Source organism: Streptomyces longisporus, from assembly GCF_039532765.1.
GTDB lineage: Bacteria > Actinomycetota > Actinomycetes > Streptomycetales > Streptomycetaceae > Streptomyces > Streptomyces longisporus.
The window spans coordinates 190,729-213,801 of record NZ_BAAASG010000001.1 but is presented as its reverse complement, the minus strand read 5'-3'; the positions used below and the strand labels follow the sequence as shown (position 1 = coordinate 213,801).

Genomic DNA, 23,073 nt, shown 5'->3' with positions numbered 1-23,073 from the left:
CGCTCGTGATGCCTCCGCGCGGGGAGCCTCCCGGCAACTCGTGTTCCGTCACGCCCGTCCGTCCTCCCCTTCGCCGGAAACGCCGGAAGCCGCCTCCGCTACGGACAACGCCTCGGCCGCAGCCGCCGTCACGGCCAAGTCCCGGACGGGCAACGGCAGTTCCACCGACACCACGGTCCCCCGCCCGCGCTCGCTGCGGACCGTCATGGTGCCGTCGAACACCGCCACCCGGTCCCGCAGCCCGAGCAGTCCGGTGCCGCCGTCCGGGTCGGCGCCCCCGACACCGTCGTCGGCCACCGTCAGACGCAGCACCCCGTCCTCGGCCCGGTGGCGGACGTCGATGCCGATGGTGTGCGCGTGGGCGTGCTTCAGGGCGTTGGTGAGCGCCTCCGCGGCGACGAAGTACACGGTCGCCGCGAGCGGCGGCGGCAGACCGGGCACCGCGCCCGCGGTCACCTCGACCGGGCAGGGGGCGCGCGCGGCGAGCGTCTCCAGGGCCGCCACCAGGCCCGTTTCGGTCAGTACGGCGGGATGGATGCCGTGCGCGAGGTCGCGCAGCTGGTCGATGCCCTCGCCCATGAGCACCGCGATCCGGTCGAGCAGGGCGACCAGTTCGGGATCGGGGGCCTCCCGGCCGGCGAACCTCTGCCGGGCCAGCCGTAACGTGACCAGCGTGGTGACGAACGTCGTCTGTGCCCCGTCGTGCAGGTCGTGCTCGATCCGGCGGCGCTGCTCGTCGCCCGCCTCGACGATACGGGCCCGTGAGGCGCGCACCTCGGCCAGTTGGGCACGAACCTCGGCGGCCAGGCGCTGGTTGTCCAGCTCCAGCGCCGCCGCGGAGACGACGGCTTCCAGAACGTAGCGGTCCTCGCGCAGCGCCGGGTCGTGGACGAGCACCCCGACGCGCCGGCCGTCCCGCTCCAGGGGGCTGACCTGCCGTCCGGGCGCCACGGCGAGCGCGGCGCCCCGGCTGTCGACGTACCCGTCGGGCACGGGGTAGCCGACCTGCACCGACGGGTCGCGCAGCGCCCGCGCCAGCGCGTCACGCAGCTGCGTCCGGGTGGCGGTCGGCATGCGGCGCAGCAGGTCGGCCACGGCCGTACGCCCCATGCGGACATGCCAGACGCCGGCCAGGAAGGCGAGCGGCAGGGCGAGCACCGCGATGTGCGCGACGGCGATGAGCGGTGGATGGGTCGGCGAGTCGGGTCCCGTCCCGAGGATCGCGTCGAGCGTGGACGCGAGCCCGCCGACCAGTCCCGCGGCGAACAGCGGCGCGAGCACCCGCCGCGCCGGACGTGTGGCCCTCACCCACCGGCCTAGCAGGACGGCGACGACGGCCGCGCTCATGACGAACTGGACCCGGTCGACGGCCTGGGGCAGCCAGAGCACGGGGTGCACCAGCAGCAGATTCCGTACCAGCGAGTCGTAGAAGAGTGTGCTCAGCGGGATCAGCCCGAACGCGGTCGCGTAACCGGCGGCCACCAGGAGCCGCTCCAGCCGCGAGCGCAGCACCCCGTCGGGGAACATCAGCAGCAGCGGGATCAGGAATCCGCTCGACGCCGAGCGCACCAGCAGCCCCACGGTGTGCGCCACCGGAGCCGGGCTGATCTGCAGGTCCTCGGCGAACCAGCCGATGCCCACCCACAGCATCAGCAGCCCGACCGGGTTGCTCGGCCGTCGCATCCGCGCGAGCAGCCCCGCTCCGAGATACAGACCGCCGACCGCACCCGAGAACCATGTCGTGGTGGTCGTGACATACCGCCCGGGCGCGCTGACGACCAGCACATACGCCCCGAACGCGAGCCCGCCCACGGCCAGCCCGACCGCTTCCGCCTCCGGTGCGAGCCGCGGCCGCCCACCCGGGGCTCCCGAGCGCCCGGTCGGCCCGGCCGCTTCCGCCGCCTCAACCATGAGCCGCCTCCCCCTGGCGCGGGCCCCTCCGCAGGCCAACGGCCCGTCGGGAGGGCCATGTTAGCGAGGCGAACCCCTCGGACCTGGCGGAACAGGGAGAAACAGGGACAGAAAACGGATGCGTACGGAACGCTGCACCGATGCCCGTGGGCCCGGTCGCGCTTCCTGCCGCCCGCCGGGACATGTCGCGGCCACGAGTTCGTAACGAGCCATTGACAGTGGCTTCCGGCGGGGGCACTCTCATGTCCACACGGTTGGCTAAACGATTAGGCAACCCGGAATCAACCACTTTGGGCGGGGGCAATGGCGCGCCGGATCGGGATCAAGGACGTGGCTGCGGCGGCGGGTGTGTCGACCGCGACCGTGTCGCACGTCCTGAACCGGGTCGAGGGCAAGCGGATCAGCGAGGAGACGCGCCGGCGCGTCTGGAAGGCCGCCGACGAGCTCGGGTACGCGCCGAACGGTCTTGCCCGGGGCCTGCGGACCCAGCGGTCGCAGACCATCGGCTTCGTCAGCGACCAGATCGCCACCACCCCCCACGCGGGTCGCATGATCCTGGGTGCCCAGGAGGCCGCCGCGGCCGAGGGCCTGGTCCTGCTGCTGGTCAACACCAGCGGCGATGCCGAACTGGAGCGCACCAGCATCGAGATGCTGCTCCAGCGGCAGGTGGACGGCATCGTGTACGCGGCCATGTACCACCGCATCGTGGAACTGCCCGAGGCCCTTGGCTCGACGCCCACCGTGCTGCTCGACGCGGGCTCGGCCGACCCCGCCGTCCCGTCCGTGGTGCCCGACGAGGTCCAGGGCGGTTACGCGGCGGTGCGCGAGCTGATCGACCACGGCCACCGCCGGATCGGTGTGACCGTGCAGACCGTCGATCTGCCCGCACGGCAGGGCCGGTTGGAGGGCTACCGCAAGGCGCTGGCCGAGGCCGGTGTGGCCTACGACCCGTCGCTGGTCGCCGCGGAGACGGCGGTGCCGTTCAACACGGTCGGCGGTGACGTGGACACGGGCTACCGGGCCGCGCGCCGGCTGCTGACGGCCGAGCGGCGCCCCACGGCGTTGTTCTGCTTCAACGACCGGATGGCCGCCGGGGCCTACCGGGCCGCCGCCGAGCTGGGACTGTCCATCCCCGGCGATCTGTCGGTCATCGGCTTCGACAACCAGGAGCTGGTCTGCGAGTCGGTGCACCCGCAGCTGAGCACGGTTCAGCTCCCGCACTACGAGATGGGGGCACGGGCCGTCGCCCAGTTGCTCGCGCTCACCAAGACGCCGGGCCGGCCACCGGGCCCGGACACCAAGGAATTGCTGCCTTGCCCGCTGGTGGCGCGGGCATCGGTCACTTCGCCGCCCCGACTCTGACCCCGGGACGGCGAAGCAATCGCACCGTGACAGGCGACCGTCGCAACCGGTCGTCGGTCCTGCCAGTACGTGGAACACAGTGAGGGTACACATATGTCCCCCGGGCTTTTCAATGAGCGATCGAGGCGGCATTCCCGCCTGACGTCCGACAGCGCCTCGGAGTACTGAGCCGCGCGTTCCCCGCCGACGAGCCGTCGGCGCTTCAGTCGGCCTTCCCGCATCTCGCCGCCGGCGGCACGCCGGACCCGGCTTTCCTCGTCATGCCACGAGGGCCGGCAGCGAGCGCGGCGTGAAAGGCGCCTTCATCGAGTTCCACGAGGCGATCGTGGCCGGCCGTTCCCGGTGACCATCCGTCCTCGCATGCTCTGCTGCACATACCGAAAGGCACGCGTGTGTCCACCGCGCCCCGCGATCCGCACCGGCCCGTCGCGCATCTGCGCCCGCCCCGGAACTGGATTAACGACCCCAACGGACTGGTCTTCCATGACGGCCACTACCACGTCTTCCACCAGTACAACCCCTCCGGCGCGACGCACGCGAACATGCACTGGGGTCACTTCCGCAGCCCCGACCTGCTGAGCTGGGAACCGCTGCCGATCGCCCTGTCCCCTACCCCGGGTGGCGTGGACGCCGACGGCTGCTTCTCCGGCAACGCCGTCTCCGACGGCGACCGGCTGGTCGCCTTCTACTCCGCGAACCGCTGGGACCGCTCGCCCCAGCACCAGCCGGTCGCCACCGCCGTCTCCCACGACGGCGGCCGGACCTTCAGCCGGCGGGGCCAACTGGCCGTCCCCACCTGGCCCGAGGACTGCACCATGTACCGCGACCCGTATGTGTGGCGGGACGGCGAGCGGTGGCGGATGCTGGTCGGCGCCGCCCTCGCTGACGGCCGCGGCGCGGCCCTGCTGTACGAGTCGCCCGACCTGGAGACCTGGACCTACCTGGGCCCCTTCGACGCCCGCGCCCAGGAACCGGTGGCCGGCACCGACCTGCACACCGGCGAGGGCTGGGAGTGCCCCCAGTACCTGCCGCCGCACTCCGGGCGGCCCGGCGCCCTGATCTTCAGCGCCTGGAACCACCACGACGGCGCGCGCTGCGTCACCGCCCTGGTCGGCGAGGAACACGGCAACGCCTTCGAGGCCGGTGCGCCGGCCTTCGTGGACCACGGTCCGGACTGCTATGCCCCCGCCCTCCTGCGCGCACCGGGTGACCGATGGCTGCTGTGGGGCTGGTCCCCGGAGGCCCGCGAGGGAGACTGGGCGGTCGCCGACGGATGGTCCGGCGTACTGACCCTTCCGCGTGAGATCTCGGTCGCTGCCGACGGCACCCTGCACCAGCAGCCCGCCTCCGAACTCCTTGCCCTGCGCGGCGAGTCGGCGCTCCATGCGGAGGGCGTGGCGAATGGCCCGCAACCAGTCGAACTGGGCAGTGTGGGCCGCGCCTTCGACCTGACGGCCCGTCTGGAGGCGACCGGCACGGCGAGCCTGCGGCTGATCACCGGACCCGGCGAGTACCTCGACATCCGCCTCGACGCCGACGCGGGCGAGCTGGTCGTCGACCGCGACCACGCCTCGCTGGACCCCCGCGCCCACGGCGGCTCGTACCGAATGCCCTGCCCCACCGGCCGGCCGGTCGAACTGCGCCTGGTCGTCGACCACTCCCTCGCCGAACTCTTCCTGACCACCACCGGCCAGGTGCTCACCCTGCGCTTCTACCCGACCGGGGACGGCCCCTGGCGCCTTGAGGCCCGCACCGCGCCGGGCGCGCGCCTGAGCCACGCGGTCGACGCCTGGGAGCTGCTGCCCCTCGTGGTCAAGGAGCCGAGCGCCGGTCCCGAACTGCCCGAGGGGCAGCCCACATGACGGAGTCATCGCCCACGTCGCCGTACCGGCGCGTGCCGATCCCGAATCCCCCCATGCACCTGAGCACCACCCACCCTCGCACGCACCACACACCGGAGGCACCCACGATGAACGCCGGTACCACAAGAGCCCGTCGGACGGCCGCCACGGCCCTGGCCCTCGCCCTTCCCCTGGCCGCGCTCGCCGCCTGCGGCGGGGGCAGCGGCACCGGCACCTCCGCCGAGCAGGGCAGCGGCACGGGCACCATCACCGTCTGGGCCCACCAGGGTCAGGCGAGTGAGGCGGCCGCCCTGCAGAGCGCGGTGAGGACCTTCAACTCCTCGCAGAAGAAGGTCAAGGTCAAGCTGACACTGATCCCGGACAACGACTACACCAAGACCATCACCGCGACCGAGGCGTCCAAGCTGCCGGACGTGATGGAGTTCGACGGCCCGACGATGGCCAACTTCGTCTACAACAAGAAGCTCACCGCGATCGACAGCTATGTCTCCGCCAAGACCCTGGCCAACGCAACTGAGGCGATCAAGGCGGAGGGCCGGTTCGAGGGCAAGCAGTACGGGCTCGGCATGTACGACTCAGGGCTCGGCATCTACGGCAACAAGAAGCTGCTGGACGCGGCCGGCGTCAAGTACCCCACCGGTCTGTCCGACGACTGGACCGCGGCCGAGTTCACCGCCGCGGTGCAGAAGCTGGCCGCCAAGGACTCCGACGGCAAGAGCCTGGACCTCCAGGAGAGCAACGGCTTCGCCAACGAGTGGGGCACCTACGGCTTCGCCCCCGTCGTCTGGTCGGCGGGCGGCTCCCTGCTGAAGAACGGCAAGGCCACAGGCGCCCTGGACACCCCGGCCGTGGTCTCGGCGCTGAAGACCTTCCAGTCCTGGAAGAAGTACGTCGACCCCAACACCGACGGCAACGCCTTCACCAAGGGCCGCGTCGCCCTCAGCTGGGTCGGCCACTGGATGTACCCCGCCTACGGCAAGGCCCTCGGCAAGGACCTCGTCGTGCTGCCGCTGCCCGACTTCGGCAACGGCCCCAAGACCGGGCAGGGTTCGTGGGCGTGGGGCATCGGCGCCGCCACCAAGAACGGCAAGGCCGCCGGCGCCTTCCTCGACTCCCTGCTGAACGACACCAACGTCACCGCGATGACCACGGCCAACGGAGCCCCTCCCGGCACCAGGACCGCGCTGGCCAAGAGCAGCCTGTACAAGCAGGGCGGCCCGCTGCAGCTCTTCGCCGACCAGCTCACCAAGGCCTGCGGTGACACGACCATCGACAAGTCCTGCGTCGCCGTGACCCGCCCGGTCACCGCCGGATACCCCACGGTCACCGCCAAGTTCTCGCAGGCGCTGAGCGACGTCTACGGCGGCGCGGACCCGAAGTCCGCCCTGGACAAGGCCGCTCGCGCCGTCGACCAGGACTTCTCGGACAACGACGGCTACAAGCTGCAGTAGCGGCATCCAGCAGCCGGGAGGCACGGACGCACTCTGACAGCGCCCGTCCCTCCCGGCCCGGAAGAGGACACCCACCGTGACCACCGTGAACCCCGCACCCGCCGCCCCCGACCGGCCAAAGCCGAGCCCGGCACCGCCGTCCGTCAAGCCCGTACGGCCTCGCCGCGCGAACCGCGACCGGGTGCACGGACTGCTGATGTCCGCACCCGCGCTCGGCGGACTGATCGCCTTCGTCGCCGTGCCGTTCGTGTACGCCGTCGTCCTGTCCTTCTACAACGTGCGGCTGGGCTCCCCGCTTCCGCCGCGCTTCTTCGGCATCGAGCAGTACCGGCGCATCTTCACCGACCCGGACATGTCCGGCCCGTTCCTGCGGGCCCTGCTGAACAACCTGACCTTCGCCGTGGTCGTCGTACCCCTGCAGACCGGCCTCGCGCTGGCGTTGGCGATCCTGCTCAACCGCAGGCTGAAGGCGATCGGCGTGTTCCGGTCGCTGTTCTTCCTGCCGGTCGTCTTCCCCATGGCCCTGGTCGCGGTCATCTGGCGGCTCATCCTCGCCCGCAGCGGTGACGGCCTGCTCAACTCGGCGCTGCACGCGGTGAGTTTCGGCAACTGGGGCGCCTTGGACTGGCTCGGTGACGGCCTCACCGCCATGGCCTCGATCATCGTGCTGTCCGTGTGGCAGGGCGTCGGCTTCCAGATGGTCATCCTGCTCGCCGGCCTCCAGCAGATCCCGGGCGAACTCTACGAGGCCGCCCAGCTCGACCGGGCCTCCCGCTGGCAGCAGTTCCGCAACGTCACCCTGCCCGGCATCCGCGGCACCCTCACCTTCGTCGCCATGCTCACCTCGGTGCTGTCCTTCCGGGTCTTCGACCAGGTCTACGTCCTCGTCCACGGCGGCGGACTCGACGAGGACGCCACGCGCACCGTGATGTACCAGGCCGTCACCACCGCCTTCGACCAGAACAACATCGGCCAGGCGTCCGCGATCACCGTCGTCTTCTTCCTGATCGTCGTCGCCCTGACCCTCATCCAGCGCCGCGTCGTCCGCCCCGGCAACGAGGACTGATCATGACCAGCACACCCCTGCGCCGCTTCTTCGACTACGCCGTGCTCAGCGTCCTGGCGTTCGTCTTCGTCCTGCCGGTCCTCTACCTGGTCCTCGGCAGCTTCAAGCCGTCCGACCAGGTGCTCAGCGGGCTGACCGGCTTCCTGCCCACCCACCTGTCCTTCGACAACTACCGCGCCGTACTGAACAGCTTCGACTCGGACGCCACCGGCTACTTCTGGCGCTTCATGGGCGTCTCGCTGCTGGTGGCCACGGTCGTGGTGCTCGGCAACCTGATCGTCAACTCCATGGCCGCGTACGGCCTCACGCGACTGCGCTGGCGCGGCCAGGGCGCCGTCTTCACCCTCGTCCTGCTGCTGATGCTGGTGCCGTTCGAAGCGGTCGCCGTCCCGCTGTTCTACATGTTCAACGGTCAGCGCAACACCATCTACATCCAGGCCGTCCCCTTCATCGCCAACGCCTTCTCCATCTACCAGTTCGCCACATTCTTCCGCGCGATCCCGCCGAGCATCGAAGAGGCCGCCCGTATCGACGGCGCCGGTCCGTGGCGCACCTTCTTCGCGATCATCGTCCCGATGTCGAAGCCGGTGTTCGCCTCGGTCGCGATCCTGACGTTCCTCACCCAGTGGGGGGCCTTCCTGTGGCCGGTCCTGATGATCTCCGACCCTTCGGTGCGGCCGCTGCCGCTGGAGATGAGCGTCTTCCAGGGGCAGATGCCCGTCGACTGGGGCCAGGTGCTCGCCTTCGGTGTCCTCCTCGTCCTGCCCGTCCTGATCGTCTTCGCGTTCTTCCAGCGCTGGTTCGTCCAGGGCGTGGCGAGCTCGGCCGTCAAGGGTTGAGCTGCCGGGTGCGGGTCACATGGCGTTCTGGGCCGGACCTCCCGGCAGAACGCCATGCGCCGCATTCCACTGCGGGCACCCTACGAAGATTTTGCGAACTCGCGGGGACCGCATGAACCGCCTCCCACCTGCCTGAAGTCCCGTTTGTCCGCTCGCACTCCGGGCCGGTAATCCTGTGTTCACCGACCTTCTCTTCCTGGGCGTTCTACGCGCGTGGTGTCATGCCCACGCTCACCCACCCCCCACGTGGGCACAACTCGACCAGGAGTCACACATGCTGTGGAAGGTCATCGGGCGCGCAGGTGTCGCCCTGGCGGCCGGCGCCGCCGTAGTCACCACCGCCGTCCCCGCGAACGCGGCGAGCTACACCGCGTTCGCCTTCTCCCAGAGCGGCAGCCAGCCGAACATCTACGACTTCATCGACTCGGCCACCACCTCCCTCGACATGACCATGTACGAGTTGGAGGACACCACGGCCGTCAACGACCTCATCGCGCTGGAGAACAAGGGCGTCAGGGTGCGGGTGATCCTCGACCGCCAGCACAAGACCGCCAACAACTCGGCGTACACCGCCCTGACGAACGCGGGCGTGGGTGTGGTGTGGTCGTCGTCGAGCTTCGTCTACACCCACCAGAAGACGATCACGGTGGACGCCACCAAGTCGCTGGTCCTCACGGGCAATCTCACCTCGCAGTACTACGCGACGGGCCGCGACTACGGTGTCTTCACCGACGACACCCGTGACGTCGCCGCGATCGAGAAGGTCTTCAACGCCGACTACGCGGGCACCTCCATCACCCCGACCGACGGCGACCACCTGCTCTGGTCGCCCACCGACTCCCGCAACCGGCTGCTGTCCGTGGTCAACGCCGCCACGAAGACACTCGACGTCGAGGAACTGGAGTTCAGCGACAGCACGGTGGTCGACGCCATCGCGGCGAGAGCGAAGGCGGGCGTGACCGTGCGGGTGGTCCTGGAGAGTCCCTCCAGCTACTCCAGCGAGGTCTCCGAGATAGAGGCTGCGGGCGGCAAGGTCGTGGGGTACTCCGACCCCAACGGCTTCTACATCCACGCCAAGGCCATGGTCGCCGACTACGGCCTGTCCACCCAGGAGGTGGAGGCGGGCTCCATGAACATCAGCAGCAACTCGCTGTCCGGCAACCGTGAGTTGGGCATCATCCTCACGGGCACCGGGGTGGCCCAGTCGGTGGCCACGACGGTCGAGACGACGTTCAACAGCGACTACGCGGGCGGCACGGCCGCGTAAGCGCTCCGCTGGGGTGCGGGGAAGACACCGCGGGCCGGTGAGGGCTGGTCGCGCAGTTCCCCGCGCCCCTGCCGGGGCGCGACGGGTTGCCGGCGGCCCCCAGGACGGTCCGGCACGGCGATCACTCGAACCGGTGATCCCCGCCCCGCGGCGCCACCAGCCCCGACTCATACGCGAACACCACCAGCTGGGCCCGGTCCCGTGCGCCCAGTTTCGTCATCGCCCGGCTGACATGGGTCTTCGCCGTGAGGGGGCTGATGACCATGTGGGCGGCGATCTCCTCGTTCGACAGGCCCCGCGCCGCCAGGGCCGTCACTTCGCGTTCGCGGCGGGTGAGGCAGTCCAGGCCGGGAGCCGTCGACCGGTCCGGTGGACGCGAGACGAACTCGCCGATCAGGGTACGGGTGACCGACGGGGAGAGCAGGGCCTCGCCATGGGCCACGACCTCGATCGCCTGGAGCAGGTCGGCGGGCTCGGTGTCCTTGAGGAGGAAGCCGCTGGCGCCCGCCCGCAGGGCCTCGAAGACGTATTCGTCGAGGCCGTAATTGGTGAGGATCACGACGCGTACGGCGGACAGGGCGGGGTCGGCCGCGATCCGCCGGGTTGCCTCGATGCCCGTCATCACCGGCATCTGTACGTCGATCAGCGCGACGTCCGGCACCTGCGCGCGCACCAGTGCCAGGCCCCGTTCGCCGTCGGCCGCCTCGCCGACCACCTCCAGGCCGTCCTCGGCCTCCAGCAGCGCCCGGAATCCGGCGCGCATGAGGGCCTGGTCGTCGACGAGGGCGACCCGGATCATCCCGTCTCCCCCAGCGGCAGCCGGGCCCGCACCTCGAAGCCGCCCTCCGCGCGCGGGCCTGTGTGCAGGGTCCCGCCGAGCGCCGTCACCCTCTCGCGCATGCCCGTGAGCCCCACTCCGGGCGCGGGTGGACGGTCCGGGTCGGCGGTGCCGTCGTCCTCGACCCGTATCGTCAAGTCGTCGTCACCGTAGGCGAGTTGGACGTTGACCTTCGCTGCTCCGGCATGTCGGGCCGCGTTGGTCAGGGCCTCCTGGACGATGCGGTACACCGCGCGGTCGACCGTCGCCGCCAGCGGCCGTTCCGCACCGGTCACCGTCAGCTCCACCGCGAGTCCCGCCGCGCAGGCCCGCTCCACCAGCAGCGCGGGCGTGCCGGTCGGCTCGTCGGTGCGCAGGATCTCCAGGGTGGCGCGCAGCTCGCGCATGGCCTCGCCGCTGGCGTCCTGGATCGCGAGCAGCGCGGGCGGTATCTCCTCGCCGCGCTTGCGGGCGAGATGCACCGCGACCCCCGCCTGGAGCTTGACGATCGAGATGCTGTGGGTGAGCGAGTCGTGCAACTCGCGGGCTATCCGCAGGCGTTCCTCGCCCGCACGGCGCAGGGCCGCCTCCTCCCGCGTGCGTTCGGCCTCCAGGGCGCGCTGTTCGGTCTGGCGCAGATACGCCTGCCAGTTGCGGTCCGCCATGCCCGCGACCACCGCGGACAGGAACCAGCCCGCGAGCAGCGCGGTTCGCTCGACCACCTGCTGGGTCGTGGGCCCGGTCGCGAAGTAGGCCGCCAGGAACACCCCGCTCGTGGCGGCCGCGTACCCGCGGTGCCCCAGGCGGACCGCCCCGAGCGCGGCCGCGAACACGGGCAGCGCGGACACAGGCCCCGGGTGGGCGTGCAGGACGTACGCACCACCGCTCACCGCCGCCACGGCCGGCACCGCCCGCGGAGCGGCACGGTGGAAGGCCAGGGCGGCCGAACTCACCGCGATCAGCGCGTAGTCGACGGCGGTGGTGTCCGAGTCGAAGGCGGCCGTGGTCATGACGAGGGCGCCGACCACGACCGCGAGGGCCACGTCGGCGAGGTACCTGCGTGAGACCGCGTGCCCGCCCATGCACGCACAGTAGACGGCGCCACCGACAACGGCGTCAGACCTGTGGACGGCTCTCCTGCTACTCCTCCCGCAGTAGTGCCCGGTCCCGCCGCGCCCGCGGTCGCAGTGCGGACTGTCTTCGGCCGTACGACGACCGCGCTCGCCCCCGAGGCGCACGCTGCTGCCCATGTCCACACCCTTCCGATTCACCGAACCGCTGCCGCCCAAGGCGGCCACCGGCCTTGTCGCCGAGGTGTACGAGCAGCTCGCTCGCGACTTCGGCATCGACAGGGCGGCCACCTTCGTGGTGCTGTCCTCCGCCCCCGAAATCCTCGCCCCCACCTGGGCGTTGATGCGGGAGTCGCTGATCGCCGGCGCGGGCAGCCGCACCGGAAAGGAGCTGGCGGCCTACGGGGTGTCGCGCGCCAACAAGTGCCCGTTCTGCGTGGACGCGCACACGGTCCTGCTGCACGCCACCGGCGACCACGCCCTCGCGGAACGGCTGGCCCGGGGTGAGCGGCCGGAGCGCGAGGAGCACGCGCGTGTGCTCGCCTGGGGGCAGCACACGCGCGTGCCGGGCGCCGGCCTGATGCCGTACCCCTTCCCGAGCGAGCACGCCCCTGCCTACATCGGCACCGCGCTCGCCTTCCACTTCATCAACCGGATCGTCTCGGCCCTGCTGACCGAGCAGTTGCTGCCGGGCAACGCGCAGCGGCTGCGCGCGGTACGGAGCCTCGCGGGCCGCTCGCTCGCCCGTACCGTACGCCGCACCGCCGTGCCCGGCGCGGCTCTCGCCCTCCTCGACGATCCGGCCCCTGGACCGGCATGGGCGGCAGGCACGACCGTCGGCCCGGCGTACGCGGCGCTCCGGTCGGCGACCGCGGCCGGCGCGGGCCTTCTCGACGCCGACGAGCAGGCCCTCGTACGGGAGGCCCTGTGGGACTGGGACGGCTCGCACCCGCCTCTCGCCTGGGCCGCACTCCCGGACCGCCGGGAGCACCCCGGCGCGCGGCTCGCGCTGCTGGCCGCCCTGGCGCCGTACCGCATCACGCCGGAGGACGTGACGGCCTGGCGGCGACCGGAGCACACCGACCACTGCCTCGTTCACCTGGTCTCTTACGGAGCCTTCGCCGCCGTGGACCGCCTGGAGAGCTCGTTCGGCCTGCACGCCGCCCGGGAGACGTCATGACCGTGATCGCCGACATCCGGCAGGCACACCCCTGGAACGGCGTCGACGCCGCGTTGTTCGCGGCGGCGGGCATCAAGCCCGCCGACCGGGTCCTCGACATCGGCTGCGGCACCGGGACCACGACCCGGATCGCCGCCCGGCTGGCCTCGCGCGGGTACGCGGTCGGCGTCGACATCTCGGCGCCGCTGCTGCGCACGGCCCAGAAGCTGACGGCCGCGGAGAAGGTCGCGAACGCCTCGTACCAGGTGGCGGACGCGCAGGTCCACCCGTTCCCGCCGTGCGGCTACGACGTGATCGTCAGCCGCGGCGGCATGCTGTCCTTCCCGGACCCTGCTGCGGCCTTCCGCAATCTGGCGCGGGCGCTGATGCCGGGCGGCCGACTGGTGTTGGTGAGCTCCCGGTCCGACCCCGACCGCGTCCGGGCGGTACTGGACGGCTGGGAGAACGTCGAGGTCGAGCGGCATGACGGCATCCGGCTCGTCACCGCCGGCCGGCCGCGCCGGATGCCCGGCGATGCCGACTGAACAGTAACCGCGCGGCCACGGAGCGAGTTGACACTTCCGTCTCACAGGGACTCATGTGAGACTGGCGCCCCGTCCGCAGTGCGGACCACCTCCGCACACCGTCCCCCACCGAAAAGTGTGCCGTGCGCGATTTTCCTCTGCCGCTCGCTCTGACCGCGCGTCTGTCCCCGGTCGTCGTGCTGGCCGCGGCGGGCTGGGCGCTGACGTCCGGCCCCGCGGCGACGCCGACCGCCGAGCACAAGGACGCTCCGCAGACCGGCAGCCAGTCGGCCTCCGCCCCGTCCACGACCGCGCAGACCAAGACGTACGCCGCCTCCCCCGCGCCGTGCGGCAGCGTGGCGGAGAAGACGCTCAAGGCGCTCGTTCCGGGCGCCAAGACGGCGGGCAAGGAAATCCAGTCGACGGACGCGAAACTGCGCCGCACCTGCTCCTGGAACGCGCTCAAGGGCTACGACTACCGGTGGCTCGACGTCTCCTTCGAAGTCATGAACTCGGACGAAGCGGCACAGAGCACCTACAAGCAGCGAATTACGGAGAAGAGCGGCGGAGGGGCGGTTCCCGGACTCGGTGACCAGGCCTACTCCGTCGTCAACCTCACCACCGAGGACAAGCAGCAGACCCGCGAGGGCATGGTGTTCGCGCAGGTCTCCAACGTGCTGGTGGTCGTCACGTACAACGGCAGCGACTTCGAGACGAAGAAGGCGCCCAGCACGGACGAGATCAACAAGGGTGCGATCGAGGCGGCGAGGGACGCCGTGACCGCGCTGAAGGGCAGCCAGTAGGACCGGCTGCCCTCCCAAGGCGCAGGCTCAGGCCTCGATGCGGTCCCTTCCGCGCAGCAGCATCAGCACCACGTACAGGACCATCGAAGTGCCGAGGCCGACCGCCCAGCCGTAGTCGGCGAGCGGTTCCAGCGCCGGGATGGGCCGCCCGTCGATCAGCGGCTTGAAGCTGGCGCCGCCGATGGCGAGGACACCGCCGGCCACGAAGGCGACGACGGCCCGCCAGTTCCAGCCGCCCTCGTACCAGTAGCGGCCGCCCGCCCGGTACAGGTCGACGAGGTCGAGCTTGCCGCGGCGCAGGATCCAGTAGTCGGCGATGAGGATGCCGGCGACCGTGCCGAGCAGTCCGCCGACCAGTCCGAGCCAGGTGAAGATGTAGCCCTGCGGGTCGGAGTACAGCTTCCACGGGAAGATCAGCACGCCGATGACGCAGGTGGCGAGCGCGCCGGCCCGGAAACTGACCTTGCGGGGCGCGATGTTGGAGAAGTCGAAGGCCGGTGAGACCAGGTTGGCCGCGATGTTCACGGACAGGGTCGCCACCAACACGGTCACCAGCGCGTACAGCAGGCCGAAGACGTTGTCCGTCTTGGCGGCGAGCTGGACCGGGTCCCAGACCGTCTGCCCGTACACGGCCTGCGAACCGGAGGTGACCAGCACGGACAGCAGCGCGAAGAGCGTCATGGTGGTGGGCAGGCCGAGCGCCTGACCCCAGGTCTGCGCCTTCTGCGACTTCCCGTAGCGGGTGAAGTCCGGGATGTTCAGCGACAGCGTGGACCAGAAGCCGATCATGCCCATCAGGGACGGCCAGAACAGCTTCCAGAAGCCGCCGCCCCAGCCGAGCTTGGAGGGCTGATCGAGCAGCGGGCCGAAGCCGCCGGCCTTGTTGCTCATCCAGATCAGCATCACCAGCGCGCCGACGATGACGAAGGGCGCCGCCCAGTTCTCGAAGCGCCGGATCGTCTCCATGCCCCGGTAGATGATGGCGACCTGGATGACCCAGAAGAGGGCGAACGACAGCCACATCGTCCAGGCGTACCCGCCGACCTTCCCGGCATCGGACCAGCCGTTGCCGATCAGCTTCCCGGCGAGGAAGTAGATCGCCTCGCCGCCGATCCAGGTCTGGATGCCGAACCAGCCGCACGCCACCAACGCCCGTACGACGGCGGGGAGGTTGGCGCCCCGGATACCGAAGGACGCGCGCGCGAAGACCGGGAAGGGGATGCCGTACTTCGGTCCCGCATGCCCGGTGAGCAGCATCGGGATCAGCACGATCACATTGGCCAGGGCGATGGTGAGAACCGCCTGCTTCCAGTCCATGCCGACGGCGATCAGACCGGAGGCCAGGGTCCAGGAGGCCGTGTTGTGGGCCATGCCGACCCACAGGGCGGAGAAGTTGTACGTGGTCCAGGTGCGCTTCTCGACCGGGACCGGGAGCAGGTCCTCGTTGGCGTACGGGCCGCTGGGCAGCGGGGAGCCGGGGGCGATCTCCACCCGCCCGTCGGCGAGGGTGACTTGGGCTGTCGGCGGTATGGCCGTGGGAGCGGTGTCGGTCATGGGCAGGCCAATCAATGAAGGGTGGGTCCGGAAAGGCCGTGCGGGGGTCTCCGGCCCCCTCCCCGGGGAGGTGGGGAGGGGAGAACTGGAGTGGGGGGACGGGGAGTTGAGCAGCAGCTGTCGGTTCAGCCGTTGACGGCCGGGATCACCTGTGACCCGTACGCGTCGATCACGGCCTCCTGCGCGTCGTGCATGTCGTAGACGGCGAACTGGTCGACGCCCAGTTCGCGCAGCGCGTTCAGCTTCTCGATGTGCCTCTCGACCGGGCCGATGACGCAGAACCGGTCGACGATCTCGTCGGGTACGAACTGGGTGTCCGGGTTGTCGGCGCGCCCGTGGTGGGAGTAGTCGTAACCCTCACGGGCCTTGATGTAGTCGGTGAGTTCCTCGGGGACCTGGGCGGAGTGCTCGCCGTACTTGGAGACCAGGTCGGCCACGTGGTTGCCGACCATCCCGCCGAACCAGCGGCACTGGTCGCGTGCGTGGGCGAGCGCCTCGGGCGAGTCGTCCTCGGTGACATAGGCGGGGGCGGCGACGCAGATCTTGACGTCGGAGGGGTCACGGCCGGCCGCGACGGCAGCGTCCTTGACCGCCTTCACCATGTACTGGGTGAGGTAGAGGTCGGACAGTTGCAGGATGAACCCGTCGGCCTCCTCGCCGGTCATCTTCAGGGCCTTGGGGCCGTACGCCGCCATCCAGACGGGGAGCTCGGCACCGGGCTTGATCCACGGGAACTTGATCACCGTGCCGCCGAGGTCGGCCTCCTCGCCCCGGCCCAGCGCCCGGATGACCTTCATGGCCTCGCTGATCCGGGCCAGGGTGTTGGGCTTGCGGCCCGCGACGCGCATCGCGGAGTCGCCGCGGCCGATGCCGCAGACGGTGCGGTTGCCGAACATGTCGTTGAGGGTGGCGAAGGTGGAGGCGGTGACCTCCCAGGTGCGGGTGCCGGGGTTGGTGACCATCGGGCCGACCGTCAGCTTCGTGGTGTTCGACAGGATCTGACTGTAGATCACGAACGGTTCCTGCCACAGCACGGCGGAGTCGAAGGTCCAGCCGTAGGTGAAGCCGTTGCGCTCGGCGCGCTTCATCAGGCTGACGACCTTCGAGGCCGGCGGGTCGGTCTGCAGGACGAGTCCGAAGTCCATGGGCGCCACTCCTAGTTGAGGTACTGACAGGTGGAGCGCGGGGTGTAGACGCCGTGCCCGGCGTGTCCGGTGTACTCCCGCTCGTTGATGACGACCTCGCCGCGCGAGAGGACCGTCTCGACCCGGCCGGTGGTGCGCTTGCCCTCGTAGGCCGAGTAGTCGACGTTCATGTGGTGGGTCTCGACGGACATGACCTGCTCGGCGTTCGGGTCGTAGATGACGACGTCCGCGTCCGCGCCGGGCGCGATGGTGCCCTTCTTCGGGTACATGCCGAACATACGGGCCGGGGTGGCGCACGCGATCTCGATCCAGCGACGGCGGGAGATATGGCCCTCGACGACGGCCTGGTGGAGCAGGTCCATGCGGTTCTCGACGCCGGGGAGACCGTTGGGGATCTTGGAGAAGTCGCCCCGGCCGAGCTCCTTCTGGCCCACGAAGCAGAAGGGGCAGTGGTCGGTGGAGACCACCTGGAGGTCGTTGGTCCTGAGCCCCTGCCACAGCTTGGCCTGGTGCTCCTTGGGACGGAGCGGCGTGCTGCACACGTACTTCGAGCCCTCGAAGTCCGGCTCGGCGAGGTTGTCGGTGGACAGGAACAGGTACTGCGGGCAGGTCTCGCCGAAGACGGGGAGCCCCTCGTCACGCGCGCGCGCCAGCTCGGCCACTGCCTCCATGGCCGAGACGTGCACGACGTAGAGCGGGGCACCGGCGACCTGCGCGAGCCTGATGGCGCGGTGGGTGGCCTCGGCCTCCAGCAGGGCCTTGCGGACCTCGCCGTGGTAGCGGGGGTCGGTCTCGCCGCGGGCCAGCGCCTGCTCGACCAGCACGTCGATCGCGATGCCGTTCTCGGCGTGCATCATGATGAGGCCGCCGTTCTCGGCGGAGCGCTGCATGGCGCGCAGGATCTGGCCGTCGTCGGAGTAGAAGACGCCCGGGTAGGCCATGAACTGCTTGAAGGAGGTGACGCCCTCCTCGACCAGCAGGTCCATCTCCTTGAGCGTCTCCTGGTTCACGTCGGAGACGATCATGTGGAAGGCGTAGTCGATCGCGCAGTTGCCCTCCGCCTTGGCGTGCCAGGCGTCGAGGCCCTCGCGCAGGGAGTGGCCGACGCTCTGCACCGCGAAGTCGACGATCGTGGTCGTACCGCCCCAGGCGGCCGCCCGGGTGCCGGTCTCGAAGGTGTCGGAGGCAAAGGTGCCGCCGAACGGCAGCTCCATGTGGGTGTGGGCGTCGACTCCGCCCGGGATGACGTACTTGCCGGTGGCGTCTATGGTCCGCTCGGCCGTCCAGGCCTCCGCGGCCGGGGTGCCGGACGCGGCGAGGGCGGCGATGCGGCCGTCCTCGATGAGGACGTCGGCGTGGAGTTCGTCGGACGCGGTGATCACGAGGCCACCACGGATGACGGTACGGCTGCTCATTCTCCCTCTCCTTATGACGGACGACGGTGCTGAAGGCCCCTTGTGCCCCGCAGGCCCGATCTCCGTGCACCGGGCCCGCGGCGGCACTCGGCGGCGATCAGGGAGCGGTCAGCGGGGCGTACGCGTCGGGACGGCGGTCTCGGAAGAACTGCCAGCGGTCGCGGACCTCGCGGAGTTTGGCCAGGTCCAGGTCGCGGACGACGAGCTCGGTCTCCTTGTCGCTCGCCACCTCGCCGACGAACTGGGCCTCCGGGTCGACGAAGTACGTCGTCCCGTAGAAGTCGTTGTCGCCCAGTTCCTCGACGCCGACCCGGTTGATCGCGCCGACGAAGTACTCGTTGGCGACGGCCGCCGCCGGCTGCTCCAGCTGCCAGAGGTAGGCGGACAGTCCGCGCGAGGTGGCCGACGGGTTGAAGACGATCTCGGCGCCCGCGAGGCCCAAGGCCCGCCAGCCCTCCGGGAAGTGGCGGTCGTAGCAGATGTAGACGCCGATCTTCCCGACCTTGGTGTCGAAGACGGGCCAGCCGAGGTTGCCGGGGCGGAAGTAGAACTTCTCCCAGAATCCCGGGACCTGGGGGATGTGGTGCTTGCGGTACTTGCCGAGGTACGAGCCGTCCGCGTCGATCACCGCGGCCGTGTTGTAGAGGACGCCGGGCTGCTCCTCCTCGTACATGGGCAGGATCAGGACGATGCCCAGTTCCTTGGCGAGCGCCTGGAAGCGCTTGACGATCGGGCCGTCCGGGATCGCCTCCGCGTACTCGTAGAACGCCTTGTCCTGGACCTGGCAGAAGTAGGGCCCGTAGAACAGTTCCTGGAAGCACAGGACCTGAGCGCCCTGCGCGGCCGCGTCCCGGGCCGCCTGCTCGTGTACCTGGATCATCGACTCCTTGTCGCCCGTCCACGCGGTCTGGAAGAGGGCGGCACGAATCACTCTGCTCATCGGGACCTCCGGTCGCTCGGTGTGCGAGAAGACTAGGAAGTCCGAAAACGGGCTTTGAGTTGCACGCTGTCACGTCTGCGGGCCTTGCGCGTGCCACGGTGTCACCCTCTTCCGAGCCCATGTTTCACCGCCGTTTTCCCAGGTCGTGGCATGTTTCAGCCCTGTTGCGCGTCGTGCGCGAGGAGCGCGATGTGCACCGAGGCGGCCTGTTCGAAGTCGTCGAGGTCCACGCCGAGACGGCCCTGTATGGCCTCCAGGCGGCGGTAGAGCGCGGGCCGGGAGACGTGGTGGAGCTGGGCGGTGCGGGACTTGTTGCGGCCGGTGGCGAGATAGGTGCGCAGCACGGACAGCAGGTCCTCGTCGGCCGCGCACAGCAGCCCGTCCAGCTCCCGTTCCGCGAACGACTGCACATGCGGATCGTCCCGCAGCAGCCGGATCAGGCCCCGCAGATGTACGTCCCTGAGGCGTACGACGGCCGGGAGGTCGAGGGCGGCCGAGGAGTCGGCGACGGCGTCGGCGACGTGCTGGGCCTCGCGCAGTCCGGCGGGCACGTCGTCCCAGGCGGTGCGCGGGTCGGCGGCGGCCACCACGGCCTTCGTCGACCCCGATTCCGTCCGCAGCCTTGCCGCGAAGTGCGTGGCGAGCGCCTCGGCGTCCTGGTCGCGGGCGAGGCTGAGCAGGACAGCGGTGGCCGCGTCGGCCAGCTCGGCGACGAGGCCGGGCAGGCCCAACATCCTCAGCACCCGGTCGAGTTGGGCCGGTTCGCCGTCCCGCACGACCAGCGGCACGAAGGTGCGCCGGTTGACCGGGAGCCCTGCGGCACGCGCGCGTGGCAGCAGTTGCCTGGCCGGTACGACGCCGCTGACCAGGTCGGTGAGCAGGCTCTGCGCGGACTGCTCCTCCCAGGTGTGGGCCGAGTTTCCGCCGAGCATGCGGTGCAGCACGAGGGACTCGGCGCCCCGGTCGGCGAGGAGGCGTCCGGTGGCGGTGTCACCGCGGTAGCCGCACAGCATGATCTGTCCCCAGCGTTCGCCGCGCCCGCCGAGTTCGGCGCGGATCCAGCCGTCGCCCTCGCTGCCGCCGGCCTGCCGCGCGATGCGCTCCCAGTCGCGCAGCACGTCGTCCACCGCCGGCCGCTCCCCCGCAGTGGCGAGGACGCGGTGGGCGAGGTTGGTGACGACGACCGGGCAGGCGCTGTGCTGGGCGATCTCGTCGAGGAGGCGTTGCAGCGGGGCGCCCGCGGTGATGAGTCCGGTGAGCGCTGTGCGGACGGACTCCGAAAGGCTCACGGCGGCGAACTTCCGCCGGACCAGCCGGGCCTGCACCTCCTCCGTCAGCTCCGCGAACGGGAAGGGGCGGTGCAGGACGACCATGGGCAGCCCGCACCGCTCGGCGGCCCGGCGCATCACGTCCGGCGGGGAGGGGAACGCCCGCCCGAGGCCGAGCACGACGGCCGCGGCCTCCGCGCGGTGCAGGGACCGGATGTACTCGGCCTGCTTCTCCTCGTCGCCGGCGAGCAGCACTCCGGTGGTGAGCACCATCTCGCCGCCGCTGAGCATGACGCCCACGTCGGGTGCCTCGGCGACATGCACCCAGCGCACCGGCCGGTCGAGCTGGGCCGCGCCGGCCACCACCTCGGGCTCCCCCGCGAGCACCCGTTCCAGGGTCAGCACCTGGCGCACCGACAGGGCGGGTTCGGGGGTCCCGAAGGTGGTCATGGCGGTCTTCCCTTGCTCAGTCCACTACTGCGTGACGCTCCTCAGAGCGCGTTCGAGGATCGCGGCGCCCTCCTCGGCCTCCGCGACCGTCAGGGACAGGGGCGGGGCGATGCGCAGGGCGCTGGTGTTGTGGCCGCCGCCCTTGCCGATGAGCAGCCCGTCCGCGCGGGTCGCTTCGAGGACGGCGGACGCGGCGTCCGGGTCGGCCTCGTCGGTGCCCGGCTTCACCAGTTCGACGCCGAGCATCAGGCCGCGGCCGCGCACCTCCCGTACGTGCGGGACCTGGGCGGCCACGGCCCGCAGCCGCTCGATCAGCAGCCCGCCGACGCGCCGGGCGTTGCCCTGCAGATCGTGTTCCAGCAGGTAGTTGAGGTTGGCGAGGCCCGCGGCCATGGTGATCTGGGTGCCCCCGAACGTCGAGATGCTGTTGGCGTCCAGGCAGTTCATGATCTCGGCGCGGGCGACGACACCGCCGATGGAGCTGCCGTTGCCGATGCCCTTGGCGAAGGTGAGGATGTCCGGCGGTCCGCTCTGGCCGTGTGCCTGCCAGCCCCAGAAGTGGTCGCCGGTGCGGCCCCAGCCGGTCTGCACCTCGTCGGCGATCCACAGGATGCCGCGCTCGGCGAGGACCTCGCGGAAGGCCGCGTACAGGCCGTCCGGCCCGGAGGTGAAGCCGCCGACGCCCTGGATGGGCTCGGCGATCAGCGCGGCCGGCGGGCGGGTGTGGCCGAGCAGGTCCTTCAGGTCGTCGACGCAGGCCGCGATGAAGTCGTCGTCGCTGAGGGAGGCGTACGGGCCGCGGGTGCGGACGCCACCGTGGACGTACAGGGTCTGCAGCGGGGACAGCGAGGTGGGGGACCAGCCGCGGTTGCCGGTGATGCCGACCGCGCTGAAGGAGCGGCCGTGGTAGCTGTTGCGCATCGCCAGGATGGTGTTGCTGCGCCGGTAGGTGGTGGCGAGCAGCAGGGCCGTGTCGTTGGCCTCGGTGCCGGAGGTGGTGAAGAAGACACGGGCGTCCGGGATGCCGCTCAACTGGGCGATGCGCTCGGCGAGTTCGACCATCGGGCGGTTGAGGTAGAGCGTGGACGAGTGCAGGATCCGCCCGGCCTGCTCGCTGACCGCCTTGGTGACCTCGGGCAGCGCGTGCGCGGTCATCGTGGTGAGGATGCCGCCGAAGAAGTCGAGGTACCTGTTCCCGTCGGAGTCCCAGACGTGACGGCCCTCGCCGTGCGTGATCTCCAGTGGGTCCTCGTAGTAGAGGGCGAGCCAGTCGGGCAGTACCGACTTGTGGCGGGCGTAGAGGTCGGTCACGGCTGCACCAGTCCTTCGTAGGCGTCGGGTCGTCGGTCACGGTAGAACGCCCATTGCTGCCGCACTTCCTCGATCAGGTCGAAGTCGAGGTCGCGGACGAGGAGTTCCTCGGTCTTGTCGCTCGCGGTGTCGCCGACGAACTGGCCGCGCGGGTCGACGAAGTACGAGGTCCCGTAGAAGTCGTTGTCGCCGTACTCCTCGACGCCGACCCGGTTGATCGCGGCGACGAAGTACTCGTTGGCCACGGCCGCGGCGGGCTGCTCCAGCCGCCAGAGATAGGACGAGAGACCGCGGTGGGTGGCGGAGGGGTTGTAGACCAACTGGGCGCCGTTGAGACCGAGTTGGCGCCAGCCCTCGGGGAAGTGGCGGTCGTAGCAGATGTAGACGCCGACCTTCCCGACAGCGGTGTCGAAGACCGGCCACCCCACATTGCCGGGCTTGAAGTAGTACTTCTCCCAGAAGCCCTTGACCTGCGGGATGTGGTGCTTGCGGTACTTGCCGAGGAAGGTGCCGTCGGCGTCGATCACGGCGGCGGTGTTGTAGTAGAAGCCGGACTGCTCGACCTCGAAGACCGGCACGACGATCACCATGCCCGTTTCGCGGGCGAGGTCCTGCATACGACTCACGGTCGGCCCGTCGGGCACCGGCTCGGCCCAGCGGTAGTGCTCGGGTTCCTGGACCTGGCAGAAGTAGGGGCTGTTGAAGACCTCCTGAAAGCCGATGATCTTCGCACCCCGACGGGCCGCCTCGCGGGCGTGCTCCTCGTGTTTCGCCACCATGGACTCGGTGTCGCCGGTCCAGGTGGCCTGGACCAGAGCGGCACGAACGACGTTGGCCATGAGCTGCTCCTTCGGCGGGT

19 protein-coding genes are annotated in these 23,073 nt (G+C 70.5%); 9 read left to right on the top strand and 10 right to left on the bottom strand.

All coding sequences use genetic code 11. The annotated features are described in order from the left end of the window. Positions 1 to 48 precede the first annotated feature (48 nt). Complete coding sequence (locus ABD355_RS00910) at positions 49 to 1,911, bottom strand: sensor histidine kinase (RefSeq protein ID WP_344397993.1); 1,863 nt, start codon at positions 1,909 to 1,911, stop codon at positions 49 to 51. 303 nt (positions 1,912 to 2,214) lie between these two features. Between ABD355_RS00910 and ABD355_RS00905 the strand changes: the two genes are divergently transcribed. The 6 genes from ABD355_RS00905 (at position 2,215) to ABD355_RS00880 (ending at position 9,758) form a co-directional block, all read left to right on the top strand. After that, positions 2,215 to 3,273 carry a LacI family DNA-binding transcriptional regulator gene (locus ABD355_RS00905; protein ID WP_344397992.1) on the top strand — a complete coding sequence of 353 codons (1,059 nt, stop codon included), beginning with the start codon at positions 2,215 to 2,217 and terminating at the stop codon, positions 3,271 to 3,273. 392 nt (positions 3,274 to 3,665) lie between these two features. Beyond that, on the top strand, positions 3,666 to 5,135 hold the full coding sequence (locus ABD355_RS00900; protein ID WP_344397991.1) for a glycoside hydrolase family 32 protein: 1,470 nt from the start codon (positions 3,666 to 3,668) through the stop codon (positions 5,133 to 5,135). Between the two features lie 107 nt (positions 5,136 to 5,242). Next, positions 5,243 to 6,586: an ABC transporter substrate-binding protein gene (locus ABD355_RS00895; RefSeq protein ID WP_344397990.1), complete on the top strand. Its 1,344-nt coding sequence runs from the start codon at positions 5,243 to 5,245 to the stop codon at positions 6,584 to 6,586. A gap of 76 nt (positions 6,587 to 6,662) precedes the next feature. Further along, on the top strand, positions 6,663 to 7,652 hold the full coding sequence (locus ABD355_RS00890; RefSeq protein ID WP_344397989.1) for a carbohydrate ABC transporter permease: 990 nt from the start codon (positions 6,663 to 6,665) through the stop codon (positions 7,650 to 7,652). Between the two features lie 2 nt (positions 7,653 to 7,654). Further along, entirely contained in the window at positions 7,655 to 8,491 is an 837-nt protein-coding gene (locus ABD355_RS00885; RefSeq protein WP_344397988.1) for a carbohydrate ABC transporter permease, read from the top strand. A 274-nt stretch (positions 8,492 to 8,765) separates the two neighbouring features. Beyond that, a complete protein-coding gene (locus tag ABD355_RS00880; protein ID WP_344397987.1) occupies positions 8,766 to 9,758 on the top strand; it encodes a phospholipase D-like domain-containing protein in 993 nt (330 codons plus the stop codon). Between the two features lie 121 nt (positions 9,759 to 9,879). Here the strand turns inward: ABD355_RS00880 and ABD355_RS00875 are convergent, their stop codons facing one another. Further along, positions 9,880 to 10,557 carry a response regulator gene (locus tag ABD355_RS00875; RefSeq protein ID WP_344397986.1) on the bottom strand — a complete coding sequence of 226 codons (678 nt, stop codon included), beginning with the start codon at positions 10,555 to 10,557 and terminating at the stop codon, positions 9,880 to 9,882. After that, positions 10,554 to 11,657, bottom strand: coding sequence for a sensor histidine kinase (locus ABD355_RS00870; RefSeq protein ID WP_344397985.1), 1,104 nt, complete (start codon positions 11,655 to 11,657; stop codon positions 10,554 to 10,556). The genes ABD355_RS00875 and ABD355_RS00870 overlap by 4 nt, the downstream gene beginning before the upstream one ends. A gap of 166 nt (positions 11,658 to 11,823) precedes the next feature. Between ABD355_RS00870 and ABD355_RS00865 the strand changes: the two genes are divergently transcribed. The 3 genes from ABD355_RS00865 (at position 11,824) to ABD355_RS00855 (ending at position 14,131) form a co-directional block, all read left to right on the top strand. After that, entirely contained in the window at positions 11,824 to 12,825 is a 1,002-nt protein-coding gene (locus ABD355_RS00865) for a carboxymuconolactone decarboxylase family protein (RefSeq protein ID WP_344397984.1), read from the top strand. Then, positions 12,822 to 13,349: a class I SAM-dependent methyltransferase gene (locus tag ABD355_RS00860; protein WP_344397983.1), complete on the top strand. Its 528-nt coding sequence runs from the start codon at positions 12,822 to 12,824 to the stop codon at positions 13,347 to 13,349. Before ABD355_RS00865 ends, ABD355_RS00860 begins: the two co-directional genes overlap by 4 nt. 122 nt (positions 13,350 to 13,471) lie before the next feature. Further along, positions 13,472 to 14,131, top strand: a complete 660-nt coding sequence (locus tag ABD355_RS00855) for a hypothetical protein (RefSeq protein ID WP_344397982.1) — start codon at positions 13,472 to 13,474, stop codon at positions 14,129 to 14,131. Positions 14,132 to 14,158: 27 nt separating this feature from the next. Here ABD355_RS00855 and ABD355_RS00850 read toward each other — a convergent pair whose 3' ends face one another. From ABD355_RS00850 to ABD355_RS00820, 7 genes are all read right to left on the bottom strand, one after another. Beyond that, positions 14,159 to 15,685 carry an NCS1 family nucleobase:cation symporter-1 gene (locus ABD355_RS00850; protein ID WP_344397981.1) on the bottom strand — a complete coding sequence of 509 codons (1,527 nt, stop codon included), beginning with the start codon at positions 15,683 to 15,685 and terminating at the stop codon, positions 14,159 to 14,161. 125 nt (positions 15,686 to 15,810) lie between these two features. After that, positions 15,811 to 16,830 (bottom strand): TIGR03842 family LLM class F420-dependent oxidoreductase, encoded by a 1,020-nt coding sequence (locus ABD355_RS00845; protein WP_344397980.1) that lies wholly within the window; start codon positions 16,828 to 16,830, stop codon positions 15,811 to 15,813. Positions 16,831 to 16,841: 11 nt separating this feature from the next. After that, complete coding sequence (gene hydA / locus ABD355_RS00840; RefSeq protein ID WP_344397979.1) at positions 16,842 to 18,245, bottom strand: dihydropyrimidinase; 1,404 nt, start codon at positions 18,243 to 18,245, stop codon at positions 16,842 to 16,844. Between the two features lie 97 nt (positions 18,246 to 18,342). Next, positions 18,343 to 19,185, bottom strand: coding sequence for a nitrilase-related carbon-nitrogen hydrolase (locus tag ABD355_RS00835; protein WP_344397978.1), 843 nt, complete (start codon positions 19,183 to 19,185; stop codon positions 18,343 to 18,345). Positions 19,186 to 19,340: 155 nt separating this feature from the next. After that, positions 19,341 to 20,903, bottom strand: coding sequence for a PucR family transcriptional regulator (locus tag ABD355_RS00830; RefSeq protein WP_344397977.1), 1,563 nt, complete (start codon positions 20,901 to 20,903; stop codon positions 19,341 to 19,343). Positions 20,904 to 20,927: 24 nt separating this feature from the next. Further along, a complete protein-coding gene (locus ABD355_RS00825) occupies positions 20,928 to 22,214 on the bottom strand; it encodes an aspartate aminotransferase family protein (RefSeq protein WP_344397976.1) in 1,287 nt (428 codons plus the stop codon). Beyond that, the gene (locus tag ABD355_RS00820) at positions 22,211 to 23,053 is read right to left on the bottom strand and encodes a nitrilase-related carbon-nitrogen hydrolase (protein ID WP_344397975.1); all 843 of its coding nucleotides are present in this window, start codon (positions 23,051 to 23,053) and stop codon (positions 22,211 to 22,213) included. Before ABD355_RS00820 ends, ABD355_RS00825 begins: the two co-directional genes overlap by 4 nt. Positions 23,054 to 23,073: the final 20 nt, after the last annotated feature.

Coding starts and splice junctions, on each gene's coding strand:
- ABD355_RS00910 (WP_344397993.1), bottom strand. CDS start 1,911: ATGGTTGAGGCGGCGGAAGCGGCCGGGCCGACCGGGCGCTCGGGAGCC.
- ABD355_RS00905 (WP_344397992.1), top strand. CDS start 2,215: ATGGCGCGCCGGATCGGGATCAAGGACGTGGCTGCGGCGGCGGGTGTG.
- ABD355_RS00895 (WP_344397990.1), top strand. CDS start 5,243: ATGAACGCCGGTACCACAAGAGCCCGTCGGACGGCCGCCACGGCCCTG.
- ABD355_RS00885 (WP_344397988.1), top strand. CDS start 7,655: ATGACCAGCACACCCCTGCGCCGCTTCTTCGACTACGCCGTGCTCAGC.
- ABD355_RS00880 (WP_344397987.1), top strand. CDS start 8,766: ATGCTGTGGAAGGTCATCGGGCGCGCAGGTGTCGCCCTGGCGGCCGGC.
- ABD355_RS00875 (WP_344397986.1), bottom strand. CDS start 10,557: ATGATCCGGGTCGCCCTCGTCGACGACCAGGCCCTCATGCGCGCCGGA.
- ABD355_RS00870 (WP_344397985.1), bottom strand. CDS start 11,657: ATGGGCGGGCACGCGGTCTCACGCAGGTACCTCGCCGACGTGGCCCTC.
- ABD355_RS00865 (WP_344397984.1), top strand. CDS start 11,824: ATGTCCACACCCTTCCGATTCACCGAACCGCTGCCGCCCAAGGCGGCC.
- ABD355_RS00860 (WP_344397983.1), top strand. CDS start 12,822: ATGACCGTGATCGCCGACATCCGGCAGGCACACCCCTGGAACGGCGTC.
- ABD355_RS00850 (WP_344397981.1), bottom strand. CDS start 15,685: ATGACCGACACCGCTCCCACGGCCATACCGCCGACAGCCCAAGTCACC.
- ABD355_RS00845 (WP_344397980.1), bottom strand. CDS start 16,830: ATGGACTTCGGACTCGTCCTGCAGACCGACCCGCCGGCCTCGAAGGTC.
- hydA (WP_344397979.1), bottom strand. CDS start 18,245: ATGAGCAGCCGTACCGTCATCCGTGGTGGCCTCGTGATCACCGCGTCC.
- ABD355_RS00835 (WP_344397978.1), bottom strand. CDS start 19,185: ATGAGCAGAGTGATTCGTGCCGCCCTCTTCCAGACCGCGTGGACGGGC.
- ABD355_RS00830 (WP_344397977.1), bottom strand. CDS start 20,903: ATGACCACCTTCGGGACCCCCGAACCCGCCCTGTCGGTGCGCCAGGTG.
- ABD355_RS00820 (WP_344397975.1), bottom strand. CDS start 23,053: ATGGCCAACGTCGTTCGTGCCGCTCTGGTCCAGGCCACCTGGACCGGC.